Genomic DNA, 18,878 nt, shown 5'->3' with positions numbered 1-18,878 from the left:
GTGATGATGTAGACTGCGACGTCATTTAGTTGCCCTCTGGAACTTTATTCAAGTATCTGCTTGGCGATCCCGAATGGTCAGCCTTCTCCTCATCAGAGCATTCCAATGAAAAATTCGATCATCGCCATACTGCTTGCCATCCCCGTCCTTGCCATTGCGCAGGAAGCCCCATCCGACGACGCAACCCTGATTTTCAAATCGCGCGGCGACGCGATGCACGTCGTGTTTCACACCAGTGCGAGTGAGCAATCATGTGAAGGATTGACCCGGGCGGCGGGCATCTATGATGCGGCGCTCCTGCGTGAAAAGCTCCTGCCGTTTATCGCGACGCTGCAACAGAAGGCGAACGCCGTTGTAGGCGTCCTGCCCGAAGGCAAGCAGACTGTCAAAGCCGGCGTGCCGTTGCAGGTGTTCAGCCAATCAAAATGGTCGGACAAGATCGGCAAGTCGTGGTCTTCCGGGCAATGCGGGCCGTTCACGCAGCAATTTACGCCGCAGGCCGGGCACACCTATCTGGCGCTGTTCGAATTCGCTGCCGGCAAATGCGGCCAGTCCGTGCAGGACATTACCGATGCAGCAGCGCCAACCCCTGTCGAATTCAAGCCGCTCGAGTGCAGTCTGCCGCGATTCGGCTAAGGCGCCGTTGTGCGCAGAAATGGCTGCGAGGGCGGCGTTTTCCCAGAATGAGCGCCATCCCGCCGACGACTCAGGCAATCTCTCCAATTGTCACGGGAGCGTCGCCTAAAAGACACATTATTTGGCGCCAGCACCTAGCGGGATGACATATCGGGCTTAATTTATTTCCCTATAGAAATTGAACATCTATACTTTGTTCATTTAGTTGTCTGTGTGAAATATCGTGTCTTTGCTCTTCGGTCGTTGCACCTGGCCGTGGACGGCACGCTGAACAATACGGATGGCGCCACGCTTTACAGTGCCGGTAACATGGTCATTGGCGGCGTGGGGGGCGGCTCGACCGGCCTGGTCAACAATCACTCGTCGACCATCGAGGCGGCCGGCGACCTGGCGCTCGATGCCGGCACGCTCACGAACGTGCGCGACAATGTACGGATCGAGCAGGTGACGACGGTGGACGAAACCGTCAACATGCGGGTGCCTTCCTGGCGCGAGAACGGCAGAAACCACGATTATTACGATCCGAAATCATCTAACTACAATCCGCACGAGCTGTATTTCGTCAACCCCAACGACATTCTGGAAGAAACGGCCTTTGTCACGCCGGATGGTCATATGATCACGCGCGCCGTGATCCGCACTCATGCCAACGATTCGGCCTTCTTTGTCGCAGGCAGCGGCGAGTATGGCGCCTATGGCACCCAGCAACGCATCCGGAATACGGATGGCACCAAGGTCATTTATTACTTCGGGCGCTCCGTCATGGCCAATCCCGACCAGGGCGGGCCGCAGGGCAATATCCTCGATGGCCGCGAGGGAATGAAGAAGTGGGCCGAGCAGGTGACGTTCTCGGGCGCCTACGGCACCTGCAGCACCGACTGCATCCGGCTGGTGACCCAGCCAGGCTATGACGATCCGCGCAACACGATCATCCGCCAGAGGCTCAGGCAACTGGCGCCGCAACACGAAAAAGAGGAACTCAAGCGTGATGCGCATCACGTGGCGGTGGAAAACCGGGTCGCCGCAGGCGCCGGTGCGCAGTCGCAGATCCTGTCGGGCGGGAACATGACGCTGGCAGTGCGCGACGTGATCGACAATCAGTACGGCGACATCAAGGCGCGCGGGCAGTTGTGGATGACCGGTACCGCTGCAATCGTGAATACAGGCGCAACGCTCTACCGCACGCACACATTCGATGGCTACTGGTACACCTACGACAACACCAAGACCTACTACAAGCAGGACAGCATCTCGGAGGTGATCGGCTCGGCCAGGGGAGTCATTGAAGGCGCCCAGGGCGTCTTCATCAATGGGCGCAGCTTCACCAATGTGGACGTCACCGCCGGCACGGTCGGCAATATCCGGGATTCGGTGCAGGTGATCGGCAGCGGTCAGTCCGGCGCCGGCAGTGCCGGCGCGAATGCGGCCAGCGGCAACGGCAACGACGGCGGCGCTGTCCTGGGCCACGTCACTGGCAGTGGCGGCGGCACCGGCGCTGTATTCGCGGGCGCCCAATCCGCCAGCGCCGGCAGCAGCCTGGCCACAGCCGGACACAGCAGCGCCAGTGGCGTACAGAATCAGCTTGCCGGCGGCGGCGCGACCGGCGCCAGCGGCGTGACCAATGGCGCAGGCGCCAGCGGTAATGTCAGCGGCAGCGGTGCAGGCAACGGCCTGAGCGTGCACGGCGCAGCCGGCGCCAGCGGCGTACGCAACGATGGGCAGACCACCGTGATCGCGCATGCCGGCGCGGACCAGATCGGCGCCGGCGATGTGCGCAGTCTCGGCGGCGCTGCCGGCCAGGGCGCGACCAGCGTCCAGGGCAGCGCCATCGGCGAAACACGAAAAGTCGCCCCCGGCGGCCTGTTCCTGCAGAACCAGAACCCGTCAAGCGACTACCTGTTCGAAACGCGTCCGCAATTTGCCAAACAGGATCAATGGACCAGCAGCGACTTCCTGCTCGAGCAGGTCGCCCTTGACCCGGCCATGACCCATAAACGCCTGGGCGACGGCTTCTACGAGCAGCGCCTGGTGCGCGAGCAACTGGCCGGGCTGACCGGCAGCGCACCGAACAAAGACTTGAGCGACGACACCATCTACAAGAACCTGCTCACGAGCGGCGTGAGCGCCGCGCACGAGTTCGGCCTGCGCCCCGGGGTTGCTTTAAGCGCCGAGCAGGTTGCGCACCTGACGAGCGACATTGTCTGGCTGGTGAGCGAGACCGTGCAGCTGCCCGATGGCCGTATCGAAACGGTGCTGGTGCCGAAGGTGTACGTCGCGCATGCCGGCAAGGCAGCGCTCACCCCGGGCGGCGCGCTCGTCACAGGCGACGGCGTGACGATCAACGTGACCGAAACTATTGCCAATGTCGGCGGCGTGATCGACGGCGGCAATGGCCGCACGCTGCTCGTGGCCGGGCAGGACATCGTCAACCGCGGCGGCGCGATCGCCGGCGGCAACGTCGCACTGCAGGCCGGGCGCGACATCAGGAACGAGTCGCTGGTGGTCAAGGACAGCTGGGCGACCCAGCAGAACAGCGGCAGCACGACGGCCTTGTCGAACGCAGCCAGCATTGTCACCACGGGCGCCTTGAGCATCGACGCCGGGCGCGACCTGACGGACCTTGCCGGCAAGCTCAGTGCTGGTAGCGCCGTGATCACGGCTGGGAACGACATTCGTTTCGACACGGTCAAGACGGGCAGCACCTACGACTCGCTGATCAGCGGCTACACCGAGAGCAACAGCAGCGTGACGCATCAGCTGAGCCAGGTGAGTGCCGGTGGCGACCTGGTGATGAAAGCAGGCGGCAATCTGAACCTGACCGGCACGCAAGTGGCGGTGGGCACGGGAGGCAAAGGCAGCGGCATTATCGCCGCCGGTGGCGCGGTCAACATCGCGGCGGTGAAGAATGAGGTGAATTCGTCGCAGCAGAACGATCCGTCGAGCAAAGCCCATGACAAGCGCATCTACCAGAGCGAGACTGTAATCGGTTCCGGCGTTACTGCTGCTGGCAGCTTGGCGGTGCAAGTCGGCACAAGCGGCGCCGGGTCGCTCAACATCGTTGCAAGCAGCTTGGGCGCAGGCGAGGCGCTGCGCGTGTCGGCAGCCGATGACGTGAACGTGGTATCGGCGCAAGAGCGGCACCTGTCGGATACAGCAAGCACCCGTTCGTCGAGTGGCCTGTTGCGCAGCAAAACCACGCAGCAAGCTGATTATGTCGAAAGCAGCGGGGCGATCGCGAGCAGCCTGTCCGGGAAGACGATCGATATCATCGCAGGCAAGGATATCAATGTGCGCGGCAGCGCGGTCGCAAGTGAGGGTGATGTCGACCTGTCGGCACGAGGCTCGGTCAATATCACTGCGGCCACGAGCACCTTGACCGAAAGGCACCACAAGGAAGTCAAGGAAAGCGGCTTCCTCAGTGGTGGCGGCTTTGGCATCAGCTACGGCGAACGCACGACCACGACCGATCAGGCGCGCGACGCGACGACCCAGAGCGGCCAGTCGCGCAGCATGGTTGGTTCGCTCGGCGGCAACCTGAATATCACTGCCGGGGATGCAATCAAGGTCAGCGGCAGCGATCTGCATGCGGGCCGCGACATGACACTCGAAGGCAAGAGTGTCACGGTGGATCCGGGCCGCGACGATGTGCGCGACAAGTTCGAGCAGAGTACGGTGCAGGACGGCTTGACGCTGGCCGTGGGCGGCTCGGTGGTTGGCGCATTGCAGACAATGCAGGCGATGAAGGACGCGGGATCGCAGTCCAAGGATGGCCGGGTCCAGGCACTTGCGGCGGCAACGGCTGCTCTGGCAGCGAAGAACACCGCCAATGACATCGCGCAGAACGGCTTGAACGTCAGCGTTAGCCTGACAGTGGGACATTCGGAATCGCACACGAGCAAAACCAGTGGTGGTTCGGGCAATGCTGGCAGCACACTCAAGGCCGGTAACGATATCAAGATCGTCGCCACTGGCGGTGGCGAGGCCAGCAACATCAATATCGTCGGCAGCGACGTGACCGCCGGTGGCAATGTCAAGCTCAAAGCGGATAACGAAGTCAACCTGATCGCCGCGCAGGACAAGGAGAGCCAGCATACCGACAGCAGCAGCATGAGCGCGGCCGCCGGTGTTGGCGCGTCGTTTGGCACCAGCGGAACATCGATTGGCTTTACTGCAAGCGTGAGCAAGGGTAAAGGCAAGGAAGATGGCAAGGGAACGACGCAGCTCAACACCCACGTTACGGCCGGCAACGGGCTTGTCATCGACAGTGGCGGCGATACGAACATCAGAGGCGCTGTTGCAACCGGCAAGCAAGTCGTGGCGAAAGTCGGCGGCGACCTCAATATCGAGAGCCTCCAAGACACAGCTACCTTCGACAGCAAGAACCAGAGCCTGAGCGCGAGCGGTACCGTCGGTGTGGGTGTGAGCGTGAGCGGAAGCTTCATCGACAGCAAGCTCAAAAGTGATTACGCCAGTGTGCAGGAACAAAGCGGCATCCGGGCCGGCGCCGGTGGCTTCCAGGTGATTGTCGACGGAAATACGGACCTGAAGGGTGGCGTCGTCAGCAGTTCGCAAGAGGCAATTGCCGATGGCAAGAACAGCCTTTCGACGGGCACGCTGACTGTCAGTGCCGTCGCCAATCATGCCGACTACAAAGGGCACAGTGTTGGCCTGAGCGGCGGCGTGGGCAGCAAGGGCGACAGCCGAGATGCAGCGCCGAATACCGCCGGCGTGGCGGGCGATAGCTGGAAGATGATGCAGACCGGCGGGACCGGCATGAATGCGCCGACCGCAATGGGGGCGGGGGGTAGCGCGTCGAGTATGACGCACAGCGGTATCAGTGCGGGCCTGGTCAGCATCACCAACGGTCAGCAACAACAGGCGCTGACCGGGATGAGCGCCGGGCAAGTGCTGGCCGAGCTGAACCGCGATGTGTCGAACGAGCGCGATACCAGCGGCAAGATCGAGAACAAATTTAACCAAGCGTCGATCCAGGCCGGCTTCGAAGTCGTAGGCGCACTGTCCGGGCAGGTATCGACCTTCCTGGCGGATAAGGCACGCGCTACGGACCAGGCGCGACGTGATGCCGAAAGCGCGGACGGGAACGCCGATCGGCTCATTGCGGAGGCGAATGCGCTGCCGGAAGGACTGGAAAGATCGGCTAAACTCGCTGAGGCAGATGCACTTCGGGGCGCAGCCGTTACTGCACGCGTTGAAGCGAATACAATTGACGAGCAGTGGGGGGCGGGCGGCACGTACCGCCAGATTGTGACTGCGCTGACAGCCGCAGCGTCCGGAAATATCAGCGGTGCCACGGGTGAATTTATACAACGTGGTTTGGTGAACTGGGCACAGGCCAATGTTGCAGGCGGCATCAAGCAATTGGCCGAAGACTACGGCATTGCTGAGGGAACGCCTGCGCACGCGGCTTTACATGCAGTGTCGTCCTGCGTCGGGGCCGGCGCTGCGGGGGCGAACTGTGGAACCGCTGCCGTAGCAGCGGCGGGCGCCACTTTGATCAGCTCGCTTCTTTCAGCGCAGGAGAATGATGCGCTGAGTAACGAACAGAAAGAGACGCGCGCGGCACTGGTTCAGACACTGATCGTTGGGGCGGCAGTAGCGGCCGGCGCGCAAGCTGATGTAGCGAACACTGCGGCGCTGATCGAACTGGAAAACAACTCGAATGTGCGCAAGGCGGTTGATGACGCGCTGAAGAAAGCAAAAGATTTTGTATCGAAAAATGGAGAGAAAGGTCTAGAGAGCGTTGGTAATCTGCTTGAAAAATTAGAGGTAAAAACGCTAGTTGAAAAACAGGAGTTAATCAAGAGGTTTTTGAATGATGCAGCAGGCAAAGGTAATCTGACTGAGCCTCAAATTGTTGCTCTTGCGATTTTGTACGCAGCAAATGAAGTTTTATTCCCGACAAATGTGCTTGATCTGGCCCCGGGTGCTGGGAAAGCCATTGCTAAGGCAGGGGATTTAATCAAGCTAGGGGTTAGGGCTGAGGACGCAGTAAAAATTGCGAGTGCAACTCAAGCTGCAGGGCAAGGCGTTCACATAAAGGAAGCCCAAAGCGTAGCTGCAACTGCTCATGGGGCAAATGCTACTTCGCCTCTTACAGCGCCTGTCTCCAACCCAGCGGGTGCCGCCCGCGCTGAGAAATTCTCAGAGTTTCAACAGAAAGTTTCCGCGAAAGAAACGATCGCGAGAATTGCGGGTGACAACCCTGTGATTACATACACGGCGTCTGGGAAAACCCTTTATACGAATCCCACGACTGGTAAACAAGTTGTTTACGACAACGCTGGCAAATATTTCCGAGTTGAGGATACCGCAGTTAGCGGTCCGCTCAGGTACACCGATCAATTTGGAAATACAATACCAAATAATGTTCCGCTGATTAAAAATTCAGGGACATCAAAAACAGGAGTTCCTGCTGATATTAGGAAAGCCTTGACACACTTTACTGATAGCGACTGAAAATGCATCCTTCATATTTCCTGATTTTGGACGCCGAAGATGAATACTCAAAGAAAGACCTAACGTTATCCGGCGAAGCTGCGGAGTGGTTATTTCATATTAAACTCTGGGATTCGTTAAACGATAAGCACCTGACTGACTTTGCTCAATATGAGGAGGAAAACCTTGAGGCGGACATTGTCGAGGAAACTGTTAGTTTGTTGTTGAGTGAAAAAAACCGTCTTGTTAATGGTGGTAATAAGAAAATAAGTTTTTGTTATGGGTGGAATCAGAATAAGGAGGAGCTAATTTGTCTCGTTGATAGTCAAATTTTAGCTGACGAGCTAGGGAAGCTTATAATACTCCTGAGAGAGGCGGCGGTCCGAAATAAACATGTCTACTGCCAGTTGTAGCTGGGGTAAATAGGCTGCCCCTGTCATTCGAGGACAGCCTTGTGGTGCGAGGAGATCCTTCTCGTCCTCAGATCGTTCAAACAATCGGCGATGCGGCACAACCTTCGCTCCAAAGTATATTGAGACTAGACGGCAAGGCAGCGCTCACCCCGGGCGGCGCGCTCGTCACGGCAACGGCGTGACGATCAACGTCACCGACAGCATCGCCAACATCGGCGGCGTGATCGACGGCGGCAATGGCCGAACGGTGCTCGTGGTCGGGCAGGACATCGTCAACCGCGGCGGCGCGATCGCCGGCGGCAACGTCGCACTGCAGGCCGGGCGCGACATCAGGAACGAGTCGCTCGTGGTCAAGGACAGCTGGGCGACCCAGCAGAACAGCGGCAGCACGACGGCCTTGTCGAACGCAGCCAGCATTGTCACCACGGGCGCCTTGAGCATCGACGCCGGGCGCGACCTGACGGACCTTGCCGGCAAGCTCAGTGCTGGTAGCGCCGTGATCACGGCTGGGAACGACATTCGTTTCGACACGGTCAAGACGGGCAGCACCTACGACTCGCTGATCAGCGGCTACACCGAGAGCAACAGCAGCGTGACGCATCAGCTGAGCCAGGTGAGTACCGGTGGCGACCTGACGGTGATTGCAGGCGGCAACCTGAGCCTGACCGGCACCCAGGTGGCGGTGGGCACGGGAGGCAAGGGCAGCGGCATTATCGCCGCCGGTGGCGCGATCAATATCGCGGCGGTCAAGAACGAGGCCAACTCGTCGGTCATGAACGACGCGTCGAGCAAGGCGTATGACAAGCAAGTGCACCGGAACGAAACCGTGGTCGGCGCTGGCGTGGCCGCTGCCGGCGACCTGACCGTGCGGGCCGGCGTTGGCGGCAGCGCCGACCTGAACGTGACGGGCAGCACGCTGGCAGGCGGGGGCAACGTGGCCCTGTCGTCGACCAACAACGTCAACATCGTGAGCACGACCGAAAACCATCTGTCAGACGTGGCAACCCACCGCGAATCGAGCAGCACCTTCAAGAAAAGCAGTGCCACAAAGGCCGACTACAGCGCCACCACGCAGGCCATCGGCAGCAGCATCAGCGGCAATAACGTGAGCATCGCGGCGAAGAACGACATCACCGTGGGCGCGAGCGAGCTGACCGCGACCGATGCGCTGGCACTGGGTGCGGGCCGCGATTTGATTGTCACGACGGCAGCGACAACCAGCACCGAACGCCATACGCTGGAAGAAAAGAAAAGTGGCTTTTCGGTCAGCGCGGTCGGCATCGGCTACAGCAAGGGGCAAGAGCAGCAGACCAGCGCCAGCGAGTCGGTCACGCAGGTGGGCAGCGTGCTGACCGGCGCGAACGTGACGACGGCCAGCGGGCGCGACACTGTCATTCAGGGCAGCACCGTCGTGGCCGACGACGACATCGCCATCAGCGCCGGGCGCAATCTGGCCATTGTCAGCGCCCAGAACAGCGTGAGCGAAGACTCGGCCAGCAGCAGCAAGCAGTCCGGCATGATCGGCAGCTTCCTCCAGCCATCGATCGGCACCGTCAAGAGCAAGCAGGATGGCACGCGCGAGGCCGTCACGCAGTCGGGCAGCCAGCTCGCCAGCCTGGACGGCAACGTCACGCTTACGGCCGGCAACACCTACACGCAGACGGCGAGCGACGTGCTGACGCAGAGCGGCGATATCGTCATCGGCGCCAATAATGTCCTGATCACAGCGGCCCAGGACACCACCACGGGCACCGACCATTCCAGCTACAGCAAGACCGCCATCGGCGGCACGGTGAGTGCGCCGTTACTCGACGCGGTGCGTACTGTGGCAAGCATGGCCGAGGCGGCGAAGGACACGGGCAACGCGCGCCTGACCGCGCTGGCAGCGATCAACGCTGCCTCGGCGATCAGCGAGATGCCGACCTCGGGCGAGGCCGTTCAGAAGGCCGGCATCCGCGTCAGCATCGGCCTGAGCAACACGAAAAGCGAAAGCACGACCAACTCGGCCAGCAGCACCGCCGTGGGCTCGACGATCAAGGCCGGCGGCAACGTGGCGATCATCGCCACGGGCGCCGGCCAGGACAGCAACCTGAGCGCCATCGGCAGCCAGATCAGCGGCGGCGACAGCGTCACGCTGGCGGCCGACAACAAGGTCAACCTGATGGCTGCCGAAAGCACGGCAAGCCAGCACAGCACGAACAAGTCGAGCGGCAGCAGCATTGGTGTGGGCTTCGGCATTGGCGGCACCTCCAACGGTTTCACGATCGACCTGGCGGTGAGCAAAGCGCGCGGCAATGCAGACGGCGAGGGCGTGACCTACACGAATACCCACGTCAATGGCGGCCAGAACGTGACGGTCATCAGTGGCGGCGACACCACGCTCAAGGGCGGTGTGATCACCGGCAAGAACGTGATTGCCGACATCGGTGGCGACCTGAACATCGAAAGCCTGCAGGACCGCAGCACGTTCGAGAGCAAGCAAAAGAGTGCGGGTTTGAATGCCAGCCTGTGCCTTCCACCATTCTGCTACGGCGCCAGCACGGCCGGCGGCAGCTTCGCCAAGTCGAATGTCAACGGCGCCTTCCTGTCGGTGCAGGAGCAAAGCGGCATCAAGGCCGGCGACGGGGGCTTCCAGGTATCGGTCGGTGGCAATACCGATCTCAAAGGCGGCGTGCTCGGCAGTAGCCAGGCGGCGATCGACCAAGGCAAGAATCTGCTGTTGACCGGCAGTCTGAGCGCATCGGACCTGATCAACAAGGACGAGCACAGCGCCAGTGGCTTCTCGCTGTCCGGTTCGGTCAGCGGCATGCTGGGAGACCAGTCGGGCAGGCCGGGGAATCTGACTGAGGCGCAGAACGACGCGGCCCAGCAAGCTGGCAAGCCGACGGCAAGCGGCGGCATAGGGTCGGTCAGCGGTAGCCAGAGCAGTGTTACCAGGAGCGGCATCAGCGGAGGCGTTGTTGTGATCACCGATCAGGACAAGCAGCTGGCGACGGGCAAGGACGTCGAGGCGGTATTGGCCGGGCTGGATCGTGAAGTGACGTCGGCATCGTCCGGTGACGCTGGCGCATTGACCAAGGGGTGGGATGCGCAGCAGTTGCAGAAGGATGTCGATGCGCAGGTGGCGATCACGGAGAAATTCAGCAAGATTGCGCCGAAAGAGATTGCCGATTTTTCGAACAAAAAAGCGGCTGAACTAGAAGCACAAGGAGCGAGCCCGGACGAGATCGCGAAGTGGAAAGAAGGCGGTATTTACCGGACTGCGCTGCATGGGGTCAGCGGTGGTTTGACTGGCGGCTTGAGCGGTGCGCTTGGCGCAGGCGTTGTCGCCGGGTCTGCCGAAGCGCTGGAGACACTGCAAAAGAATGTTGAAATGGCGCTGCTAGAGCAAGGTGTCGGTCTTGAAGCTGCGAGGGCGATGGCGCAATCACTGGCGCAGGCCACGGCGATTGGCGTTGGGGCGGCGATCGGTGGCGAGGCGGGCGTGGCGACCGGGTTGGTGACGGATACGAATAATCGGCAGCTAGACCGTAAAGAAATACCTCTGCTTGAGAGATTGCAGAAGGGGAAGAGCCCTGCTGAGCAGCAGAGACTGGCCGACGCTGCTTGTACACTTACGCGGTGCTCGGCTGGTTTGATGGATGGGCCAGTGAAAGTCGCCTTGCAAGCACAGGAAAAGCGTGGGCAGCAATATACTGCTGAACAATCCTTGTTATTGAAGACTGGCGAGTTTTCATATAGCCCGGTGCACAAGGCAATTGACGCGTTCGATTGGGCGACGCGCGCAGCAACTAATGGAGGATCAGAAGCAGTCTTCTATATCATCGGTTGGGCTGCTGACGGGTTGGCTGATCAACTGAAAAGTGCAGGGAGTGGTGCTGTTAATTTAGGCTATCAAGTTGCGACGCATGGACCATTCGGGAATGCACAAACGCCTCCAGATCTGTTTGATGATTCGAACGGACCGAGACCTGGAGGTGCTACAGTATCGGTGATGCCAGTGCCAATGTGCGTGCCGCCAGTTTGTGCATTTGTATCGGTACCTGTGGCTACTCCGGGCACGCCGGGTTATGTTCCCAGCAATGCATTGTTGTCGGATTCGGGTGGGGAGGGGGCGGGTAATTCCGAGACAGCTGGACGTGCTGATGGAACAAATAATACAGTAGAAAACCCGCTAAGGGCTGGTCAAATTCATGAGGCAGAACAGCTTGCAGCACTTGGAGTTGGGAAAAACAATGCTGTATTTAGGCCTTCCATTGAACAGATTGATACTGCGACGTTCAAAGCTATCGTGGGCGACCCAAAGTACACCAAAGGTGGGCAGCTGAAGGGATCAATCTTTGATGGTGTCGATAACGGGTATCTCGAAATAAAGGGCGGTTCCAGTGAATTGAACTCGACACACCAATTACGTCTGCAAACCTATAAGGCAACTATCGATCGTCAGCCTTTTACTATCCAAACAACGCGACCAGTGAATCCGAAATTTCAAAGCTATTTAGATTCGTGGGGAGTGAAAGTTGTTAAACCTAATAAATGAGACATTGATGGATTTTTTTTATACTAAGCATCAGACGCCTAGGGGGGCGAGAGCGGACGCAGAGATTGGCGACAAAGTCTATCTTATAAAGAACGCGTCAGAGCTTCGCTTGACCTATCAGATAAAGATGCTGGCATATATGGCGCAGACACGTGGCCAAAAGCTTATTATTCGGCTGCCAAAAGCAGCGAAAGTTCACGAGTCGTTAAGGATGTTCATGCATAGCGTTAACGGATTAATTAAAATTGAACGGACGTAGTATGGGACTATATCTTTGTGTATTTGATGAGGCGGACAATGAATTGGAAGGCGTTGAAGTCGGTTCATATGCGGATTTTAATTTCTTCCGTGACGCTGTTGTTGTTGCTGTTGAAAATGGTAAAGCAGGTTCAGTCTGCCCCATGCTCAATACCCATTCCGATGATGATGGGAAGTGGGAAAGTGAGGATGCTCGTCACTTGCTTACTGAGTTATCTGAGATTGCGGAAGTAATGCGTCGATATCCACCTAGCGAACTTAATTCTGAATGGAAAAAAGAGGCGGCTAAAACATTTGGCATTAGTCCGAACACGTTGTTGGACTGCTTCTTTGATATTGATGGAGAACCCTTGGTCGAACGATTGCGCGAGCTTGCGAAGGTTAGTATTTCAAGTGGTCAGCCAATTTTATTCCAATAGCGGCATCGGGGTTGACATCGCAGTCCGTACCGCCAGTTCGCAATGCCTGCACAAAATGGTCGCGTCAGCATCGGCCTGAGCAACACGAAAAGCGAAAGCATGACCAACTCGGCCAGCAGCACCGCCGTGGGCTCGACGATCAAGGCCGGCGGCAACGTGGCGATCGTCGGCACGGGCTAGGGCCAGGCCAGCAACCTGAGCGCCATCGGCAGCCAGATCACCGGCGGCGACAGCGTCACCCTGGCGGCCGACAACAAGGTCAACCTGGTGGCGGCGGAAAGCATGGCAAGCCAGCACAGCACGAACAAGTCGAGCGGCAGCAGCATTGGTGTGGGCTTCGGCATTGGCGGCACCTCCAACGGTTTCACGATCGACCTGGCGGTGAGCAAAGCGCGCGGCAATGCAGACGGCGAGGACGTGACCTACACGAATACCCACGTCAACGGCGGCCAGAACGTGACGGTCATCAGTGGCGGCGACACCACGCTCAAGGGCGGTGTGATCAAGGGCCAGAACGTGATTGCCGACATCGGTGGCGACCTGAACATCGAAAGCCTGCAGGACCGCAGCACGTTCGAGAGCAAGCAAAAGAGTGCGGGTTTGAATGCCAGCCTGTGCCTACCACCATTCTGCTACGGCGCCAGCACGGCTGAGATTTTGAGTGGTCAGCCGATTTTATTTCAATAACGGCATCGGGACCGACATCGCAGTCCATACCACTAGTTCGCAATGCCTGCACCAAAAGGTCGCGTTGGCATCAGCCTGAGCAACACAAAAAGCGAAAGCACCATCATGTCGTCCAGTAGCGCCATGCAGATGTCGTTGAGGGATTACCACCCTACGTCGCCATTCAATGCTGTTCAGCAGGCGGAATCCCATCCAGCGCCAGATGCCGCGGCAAATTCATCGTAAAAGCACACCCCACACCCGGAAAATCCTCCACCGACAGCTGACCACCATTTCGAGAAATGCTTTGACGCGCAATCGACAAGCCCAGGCCCAGCCCCGAGCGGTCATCGCCACGTTGCGTGAACGGTGAAAACATTTTTTCTGCATTCCCCGCTGGCAAGCCACCGCAGTGGTCCTGCACGACGATCAGGACACGTTGCCCTTCCGCATAGGCTGTCAGTGAGACAGCGGTATGCGGGCAGGTAAACTTCAGCGCGTTGTTGAGCAGATTGGCCAGCGCGGCGAGTAACAGATCCCGGTCGCCCTGGATGGCCAACAGTTTGTCGACGTCAGCGACAACGAGTGCCGAGCCTCGCGTGTCAGCTTCAAGCTGCGCCGAATCACGTGCTTCGTGAATAAAATCGGCGAGCGAGAAAATGCCTTTCGGCCCCGCCGCGGCGCCCTCGGCTCGCACATCTTCCAGTGACAGGTTGATCAGGCGCTGCATCGCCGCGTGCCCACGTTTGAGCAAGGCGCCGGTGGCGCCCGAAATGGACAGCTGGCCAACTTCCATCGCGGCGACCGCCATGGTGGCCACGCTCAGTGAATTGCGCAATTCATGCATCAGGAAACCAAGGCGCTCGTTGGTTTCGGAGGCGTAGCGATCAGAGATGGCACAGTCGCGTTGGAAGGAGAATTCAGTCACGGCACTGGCGATGGCGTTGTCCAGGCAACGGTTCAGGGTACGAAATTCATCCGCTGAAAACGGCGCGTCGCGCTCGATGGCCAGGTCCGTGATCGCCTGGCACAAGTCGCCATAATCGTGCACCACTTGGTCCACCGTGTAATCCAGCGCAAGCAACGCGGCGCCATGCGCGGCAGCCGTCGCCCCCATTTCCGATGCGTCTTTCCTCTCACCCCCGGAGGCGCCTGAGATGGCCATCGCAGCTGCTGTGTCGATCTTTTCTTCTGCGTGCAGCGTTTTCGTTAACTGCTCCAAAAACATGGGTATGCCAGTGCGCAGTTGCTCTCTGGACGCGTTCCGCTGAGGACGCTTGTTCACCTTGTCGATACACCGCTGGATCAGATCGTCGGCATTGTTGGAAAGGAATTCGTACATCATGGTGGGCCTCCCAGGCTGGACGCCTGCAGCCACCATCGGTATGGGTGCTGTCTGTCAGAACGTTATTCGGCCCATTGTAGAATGAAACGATCGGAATTTAACGTTTTCAAGACATGGCGATGCAAACCGCGCTGCGATTGTGAACACTGTCCATGACAACCCAGGCGGGTGAGGTAGCGTCGGGTCGGACACTGCCGGCATCGGCGAGCCGGTCAGCAGGCGTGCAAAGCCATGCATAATGACGGATTGGGCCCACGGCCAACTACTTCCGACAAGATTCGCATGGTCACTCCTACCGCTGCAGACATCCCGCGTACGCACAACGATATCGACATCGGCGTGCGCCTGGTCGACGCTTTGCGGCACCACGCGGGCGCCGCCAAAGGCGCACCCGTCACTTACAAGGACTTGCTCAGACTGGCCCGTCTTCTGTATCCCAAAGACCTGGTCCTGGACCGCGCAGTCGCAGTCGGCATCGGTGCAAAACTCCGGTTCGTCGAAGCATTCTGCGCGGCCCATGGCTTGCCCAACCTCGCAGCCCTTGCCGTCGGCCCAACAACGATGCGGCCGCCAGCGCAGTATCTGGGCGACTGGGATGCTGACCAGCGCGCCGTCGCGGCGTTCGACTGGTCTGCCATCGATGCGCAGCTGGTCGACTATGCCAGGACCGCACGCGCTGCCGTATCGGCACGCCTGAAGCCGCGCAAGGAGCGGCCGGCCGACGTTGCGTGGTACGCCTATTTCTGCTCGCACCGCAAGGAATGCGCGTGGATCGGGCAGGAGGACAAGCAGGAAATCGTCAACCTGATCATGGCGGGCATCGATCCGGATACCGCGATGAAACGGGTGCAGGTCGCCAGAACCGAATTTGGCGAAGCAGCGTAATACGGCGTCAGTTCAACCCGGTTGTCTGTCGGACGTTGACGGCGCCGCCCTGACGCCGGTGGGCGCTTGCTCCGTGTGCGTCAGGGCGCCGCTGCGGTCCAGCACATAGTGATCCAGGTCGCGCGCCAGGATCAGATGGCCGTTGTACTGCGCGCGTGCCTCATCCTCCAGCAGCGACATCGGCAGCGCGCCACGGTCCTGATAGCGCGGACTGAAATGCGTCAGCACCAGGTTGCGCACGCCCGCTTCTTCGGCAAAGCGCGCCACCCGCAGCGCCGAACTGTGCTGCGGCCCCGGCCCGATCTTCTGCAGCACGTCTTCGGTATAGGTTGCCTCGTGCACCAGCACGTCCGCGCCATGCGCTGCGCTGGCCAGCAGCTCTGGCCGATCGTTGTCACCGGCGACGACGATACGTCGCGCCCTGGGTGGCTGCAGCAGGTAGTCCGTCGCCTTGATGACGCGTCCATCGGCCAGCGTCACATCGCGCCCTCTCTGGATGTCTCCCCACAACGGCGACGCGGGCACGGCATCTGTCCGCAATTTCTCCGTGTCCAGACGGCGCGCCATGGCCGCCTCCGTGAATCCATAGGCCCAGCACGGAAGGCCGTGTGACAACGCCGTTGCATCCACCGTCAGCTCCGGCATGAGCGGCGCGCCAGCCAGGTCGCCTGCCAGGTCGTCGGGCGTCAGCCAGACGAGCGGGAAGGGCAGACTCAGCTGGCTCGCCACCATGATGGCCTCGATCATGCCGCGCAGCGGCGGCGGGCCGACGACCGTCAAGGCGTCGCTGCGGCCCGCCATCGCGGCGCTGGCGAGCAGCCCCGGCAGGCCGTAGCAATGGTCGCCGTGCAGGTGGGTGATGAACACGGCGCGCAGGCTCATGACGGACAGCGGTGTGCGCAGGATGCGGTGCTGCGTGCCTTCGGCGCAGTCGATCAGCACCCATTGCCTGGCGCCGCGCAGGCGCAGCGCCAGGCCGGACATATTGCGTTGCCGGGTCGGCGTGCCGGCCGACGTTCCCAGGACAATGATTTCCATATGCGGTTTTCGTGAAGTGACGTTGCCATTATCCGTCACGCCAACACAAACGGGCAGAAGCCTATTTGCGCGTGGCCGCAGGCGCTGACGATGCCGCGGCAGGGATCATCGGCGCCGCGAACGGCGTCACGCCAAACAGCAACGAGCGATGCGCGCCCACGCCGGCCATGGCGCCATCGGCCACCGAGAGCGCTACCGAACTGGCGGCGCGCATCGCGTCGCCAGCGGCGAAGACGGCTGGAACCGTGGTCTGCCGGCTGTCGTCCGTGCGAATGAACGGCCCCAGCGGCCCCTGTTCGAATGCGCAACCGAGTTGCTCCGCGATCGGGCTGGCCATGTGCACGCGCCCGTAGGTGAAGAGGCCGGTCATGATTTCCTGGCGCCCGTCCTCCAGCACGACGGTGGCGACATTGACCAGCCGGCGTACCGGCGTCTCGTCGATCACTACGCCGCGTGCGTGCAGGTCGGCCCGCTGTGCGTCGTCGAGCGGACACACGCCATTGGTGAAGAACGTCACCTGGCCCCAGTGCGGCAGCATCTGCGCCTGGTGCAGCGACAACGGGCCGCTGGCCAGTACGCCAATGCGGCCTTCGTTCAGTTCGTAGCCGTGGCAGTACGGGCAGTGGAACACGCTCTTGCCCCAGCGCTCGGCCAGACCGTCGATGGGCGGCAGGTCGTCGCGCACGCCTGTGGCCAGCACGAGGCGCGCAGCGCGCACAGTGGCGGCGCCGTCGAGTTCGACGACGAACGCATCGCCATCCTGGCGTGCCGAGGTTGCCGTACCGTCGTGCCAGTCCACGTTGGGATAGGCGGCGACGTTGGCGCGGCCCTCGGCGGCGATGTCGGCGGCGGGCTGGCCGTCGCGTGTCAGAAAGCCGTGCGAATCGGCGGCGAAGCGATTGCGGCGCTGGCTGGCGTCGACCACCAGGATGCGGCGCCGCGCGCGTGCCAGTTGCAGCGCCGCCGACAGGCCGGCGTAGCTGCCGCCGATGATGATGGCGTCGTAGGGCAATGGGGATGCCGGTGTCGGTTCAGTCGTGTTCATGCGCAGGCCTCGTGTGAAGATGATTGTCGTAGCGTCCGTTGAAGTCGCGCGACAGGTCGGCCAGGCTCACCTGGCCGAGGCGCTCGACCAACAGCGCCTCGGCATCGGCAAACGCGCTTTCGAGCGAGGCATTCACGACGCGCTCGACCAGGCACTCGCTGTGCTCGTTGCGGTTGCCCATCGCGAATACGGTGGGCGCGCCCACCGCATCGTAGACATCGCGCAGCGTGACCTGTGCCAGGTCGCACGTCACGGTCCAGCCGCCACCGTGGCCGCGCTCGGAACTGATGTAGCCGCGTTCACGCAGGCCGGCCAGCACGCGCCGCACGAGCACCGGGTTGGTGCCGAGCATGCCGGCCATCTGCTCCGAGGTCATCGGGCGGTCGCTATGGGCCAGGTGCAGCAGCACGTGGAGGACGGAAGAAAGTTTGCTGTCGCGTTTCATGTAACTAATGATAGTACAAAAAGGCGCGGCAGATGACGACAGCATGAAAAAACAGGCATTTACGGCAGTTCGGTGCGGGAAACGATGCGCTCGGCAGGGGCGGCGGGTTCGACCACTGCCCGCGGCAGCTTCAGCGTCGGCAGGTACCACCACATATAGGTGCTTACGCAGGCGCCGATCACGCCCATCATGATCAGGATCGCGATGCTGTCGAAGTGCCGCGACGACCATGCCATCGAGCCCCACAGCATGACGGTCGCGACGATCTTGCCCTTGAGCGGGATGCCGTGGCCGGCCTCGAAATTGGCGATGTACTTGCCGAACACCCGATGCCCGATCAGCCAGCGGTGCAGGCGCACCGAGCCACGCGCGAAGCAGGCCGAGGCCAGCAGCAGGAAGGGTGTGGTGGGCAGCAGCGGCAGGAAGATGCCGAGGATACCCAGCAGCACAGCCAGCACGCCGAGGATGTTATAGAAAACTTTCATGGCGCTACTCTAGCACCGTCGGATCACGCTTGTCGAAATGACTATTCATCATGCATTATGTGCAACCATACTGGGGTGAAGCGTGGTTGAACCGTATATTATTGCGCAACGTTAAGTTCCTTACTGCAACTTTTTTCGCATAAGTCAGTATAATAGTCGGCTCAACGACGGGCGCGTTTGTTTGGCAGTACCAGGAATTGCTTTGACGCCCGGCTATCCATTCCATGTGCTGTCCGCCTGCTGCCTG

13 protein-coding genes are annotated in these 18,878 nt (G+C 60.4%); 8 read left to right on the top strand and 5 right to left on the bottom strand.

From position 1 onward, the window contains the following. Positions 1-105: 105 nt before the first annotated feature. The 7 genes from AC56LH_RS15760 to AC56LH_RS15730 all read left to right on the top strand — a co-directional run bounded on the left by AC56LH_RS15760 (position 106) and on the right by AC56LH_RS15730 (position 13,409). Positions 106-636, top strand: a complete 531-nt coding sequence (locus AC56LH_RS15760) for a hypothetical protein (RefSeq protein WP_499647554.1) — start codon at positions 106-108, stop codon at positions 634-636. A gap of 255 nt (positions 637-891) precedes the next feature. Next, on the top strand, positions 892-7,113 hold the full coding sequence (locus AC56LH_RS15755) for a hemagglutinin repeat-containing protein (RefSeq protein WP_499647552.1): 6,222 nt from the start codon (positions 892-894) through the stop codon (positions 7,111-7,113). Positions 7,114-7,115: 2 nt separating this feature from the next. Further along, positions 7,116-7,505, top strand: coding sequence for a hypothetical protein (locus AC56LH_RS15750; RefSeq protein WP_499647550.1), 390 nt, complete (start codon positions 7,116-7,118; stop codon positions 7,503-7,505). A gap of 178 nt (positions 7,506-7,683) precedes the next feature. After that, entirely contained in the window at positions 7,684-12,045 is a 4,362-nt protein-coding gene (locus tag AC56LH_RS15745; RefSeq protein ID WP_499647548.1) for a hemagglutinin repeat-containing protein, read from the top strand. 260 nt (positions 12,046-12,305) lie between these two features. Beyond that, positions 12,306-12,722, top strand: coding sequence for an Imm70 family immunity protein (locus AC56LH_RS15740; RefSeq protein WP_499647546.1), 417 nt, complete (start codon positions 12,306-12,308; stop codon positions 12,720-12,722). A gap of 42 nt (positions 12,723-12,764) precedes the next feature. After that, positions 12,765-12,902: a hypothetical protein gene (locus AC56LH_RS15735; protein ID WP_499647544.1), complete on the top strand. Its 138-nt coding sequence runs from the start codon at positions 12,765-12,767 to the stop codon at positions 12,900-12,902. 15 nt (positions 12,903-12,917) lie between these two features. Next, positions 12,918-13,409 (top strand): hemagglutinin repeat-containing protein, encoded by a 492-nt coding sequence (locus AC56LH_RS15730; protein WP_499648487.1) that lies wholly within the window; start codon positions 12,918-12,920, stop codon positions 13,407-13,409. 163 nt (positions 13,410-13,572) lie between these two features. On the opposite strand, the gene AC56LH_RS15725 is transcribed toward AC56LH_RS15730, so the two are convergent. After that, positions 13,573-14,733 carry a sensor histidine kinase gene (locus tag AC56LH_RS15725; protein ID WP_499647542.1) on the bottom strand — a complete coding sequence of 387 codons (1,161 nt, stop codon included), beginning with the start codon at positions 14,731-14,733 and terminating at the stop codon, positions 13,573-13,575. Positions 14,734-15,015: 282 nt separating this feature from the next. Between AC56LH_RS15725 and AC56LH_RS15720 the strand changes: the two genes are divergently transcribed. Next, positions 15,016-15,618: a hypothetical protein gene (locus tag AC56LH_RS15720; RefSeq protein WP_499647540.1), complete on the top strand. Its 603-nt coding sequence runs from the start codon at positions 15,016-15,018 to the stop codon at positions 15,616-15,618. Between the two features lie 12 nt (positions 15,619-15,630). On the opposite strand, the gene AC56LH_RS15715 is transcribed toward AC56LH_RS15720, so the two are convergent. The 4 genes from AC56LH_RS15715 to AC56LH_RS15700 all read right to left on the bottom strand — a co-directional run bounded on the left by AC56LH_RS15715 (position 15,631) and on the right by AC56LH_RS15700 (position 18,631). Next, entirely contained in the window at positions 15,631-16,656 is a 1,026-nt protein-coding gene (locus AC56LH_RS15715; RefSeq protein WP_499647538.1) for a ribonuclease Z, read from the bottom strand. 61 nt (positions 16,657-16,717) lie between these two features. Then, positions 16,718-17,701, bottom strand: coding sequence for an NAD(P)/FAD-dependent oxidoreductase (locus tag AC56LH_RS15710; protein ID WP_499647536.1), 984 nt, complete (start codon positions 17,699-17,701; stop codon positions 16,718-16,720). Beyond that, positions 17,688-18,146 carry an Rrf2 family transcriptional regulator gene (locus AC56LH_RS15705; protein ID WP_499647534.1) on the bottom strand — a complete coding sequence of 153 codons (459 nt, stop codon included), beginning with the start codon at positions 18,144-18,146 and terminating at the stop codon, positions 17,688-17,690. Before AC56LH_RS15705 ends, AC56LH_RS15710 begins: the two co-directional genes overlap by 14 nt. Before the next feature lie 59 nt (positions 18,147-18,205). After that, entirely contained in the window at positions 18,206-18,631 is a 426-nt protein-coding gene (locus tag AC56LH_RS15700; RefSeq protein WP_499647532.1) for a YbaN family protein, read from the bottom strand. Between the last annotated feature and the right edge of the window lie 247 nt (positions 18,632-18,878).

The organism is Telluria sp. LT1R51-2 (assembly GCF_059685775.1).
This window is presented reverse-complemented; position numbering and strand designations above follow the sequence as displayed.

Coding starts and splice junctions, on each gene's coding strand:
- AC56LH_RS15760 (WP_499647554.1), top strand. CDS start 106: ATGAAAAATTCGATCATCGCCATACTGCTTGCCATCCCCGTCCTTGCC.
- AC56LH_RS15750 (WP_499647550.1), top strand. CDS start 7,116: ATGCATCCTTCATATTTCCTGATTTTGGACGCCGAAGATGAATACTCA.
- AC56LH_RS15740 (WP_499647546.1), top strand. CDS start 12,306: ATGGGACTATATCTTTGTGTATTTGATGAGGCGGACAATGAATTGGAA.
- AC56LH_RS15735 (WP_499647544.1), top strand. CDS start 12,765: ATGCCTGCACAAAATGGTCGCGTCAGCATCGGCCTGAGCAACACGAAA.
- AC56LH_RS15725 (WP_499647542.1), bottom strand. CDS start 14,733: ATGATGTACGAATTCCTTTCCAACAATGCCGACGATCTGATCCAGCGG.
- AC56LH_RS15720 (WP_499647540.1), top strand. CDS start 15,016: ATGGTCACTCCTACCGCTGCAGACATCCCGCGTACGCACAACGATATC.
- AC56LH_RS15715 (WP_499647538.1), bottom strand. CDS start 16,656: ATGGAAATCATTGTCCTGGGAACGTCGGCCGGCACGCCGACCCGGCAA.
- AC56LH_RS15710 (WP_499647536.1), bottom strand. CDS start 17,701: ATGAACACGACTGAACCGACACCGGCATCCCCATTGCCCTACGACGCC.
- AC56LH_RS15705 (WP_499647534.1), bottom strand. CDS start 18,146: ATGAAACGCGACAGCAAACTTTCTTCCGTCCTCCACGTGCTGCTGCAC.
- AC56LH_RS15700 (WP_499647532.1), bottom strand. CDS start 18,631: ATGAAAGTTTTCTATAACATCCTCGGCGTGCTGGCTGTGCTGCTGGGT.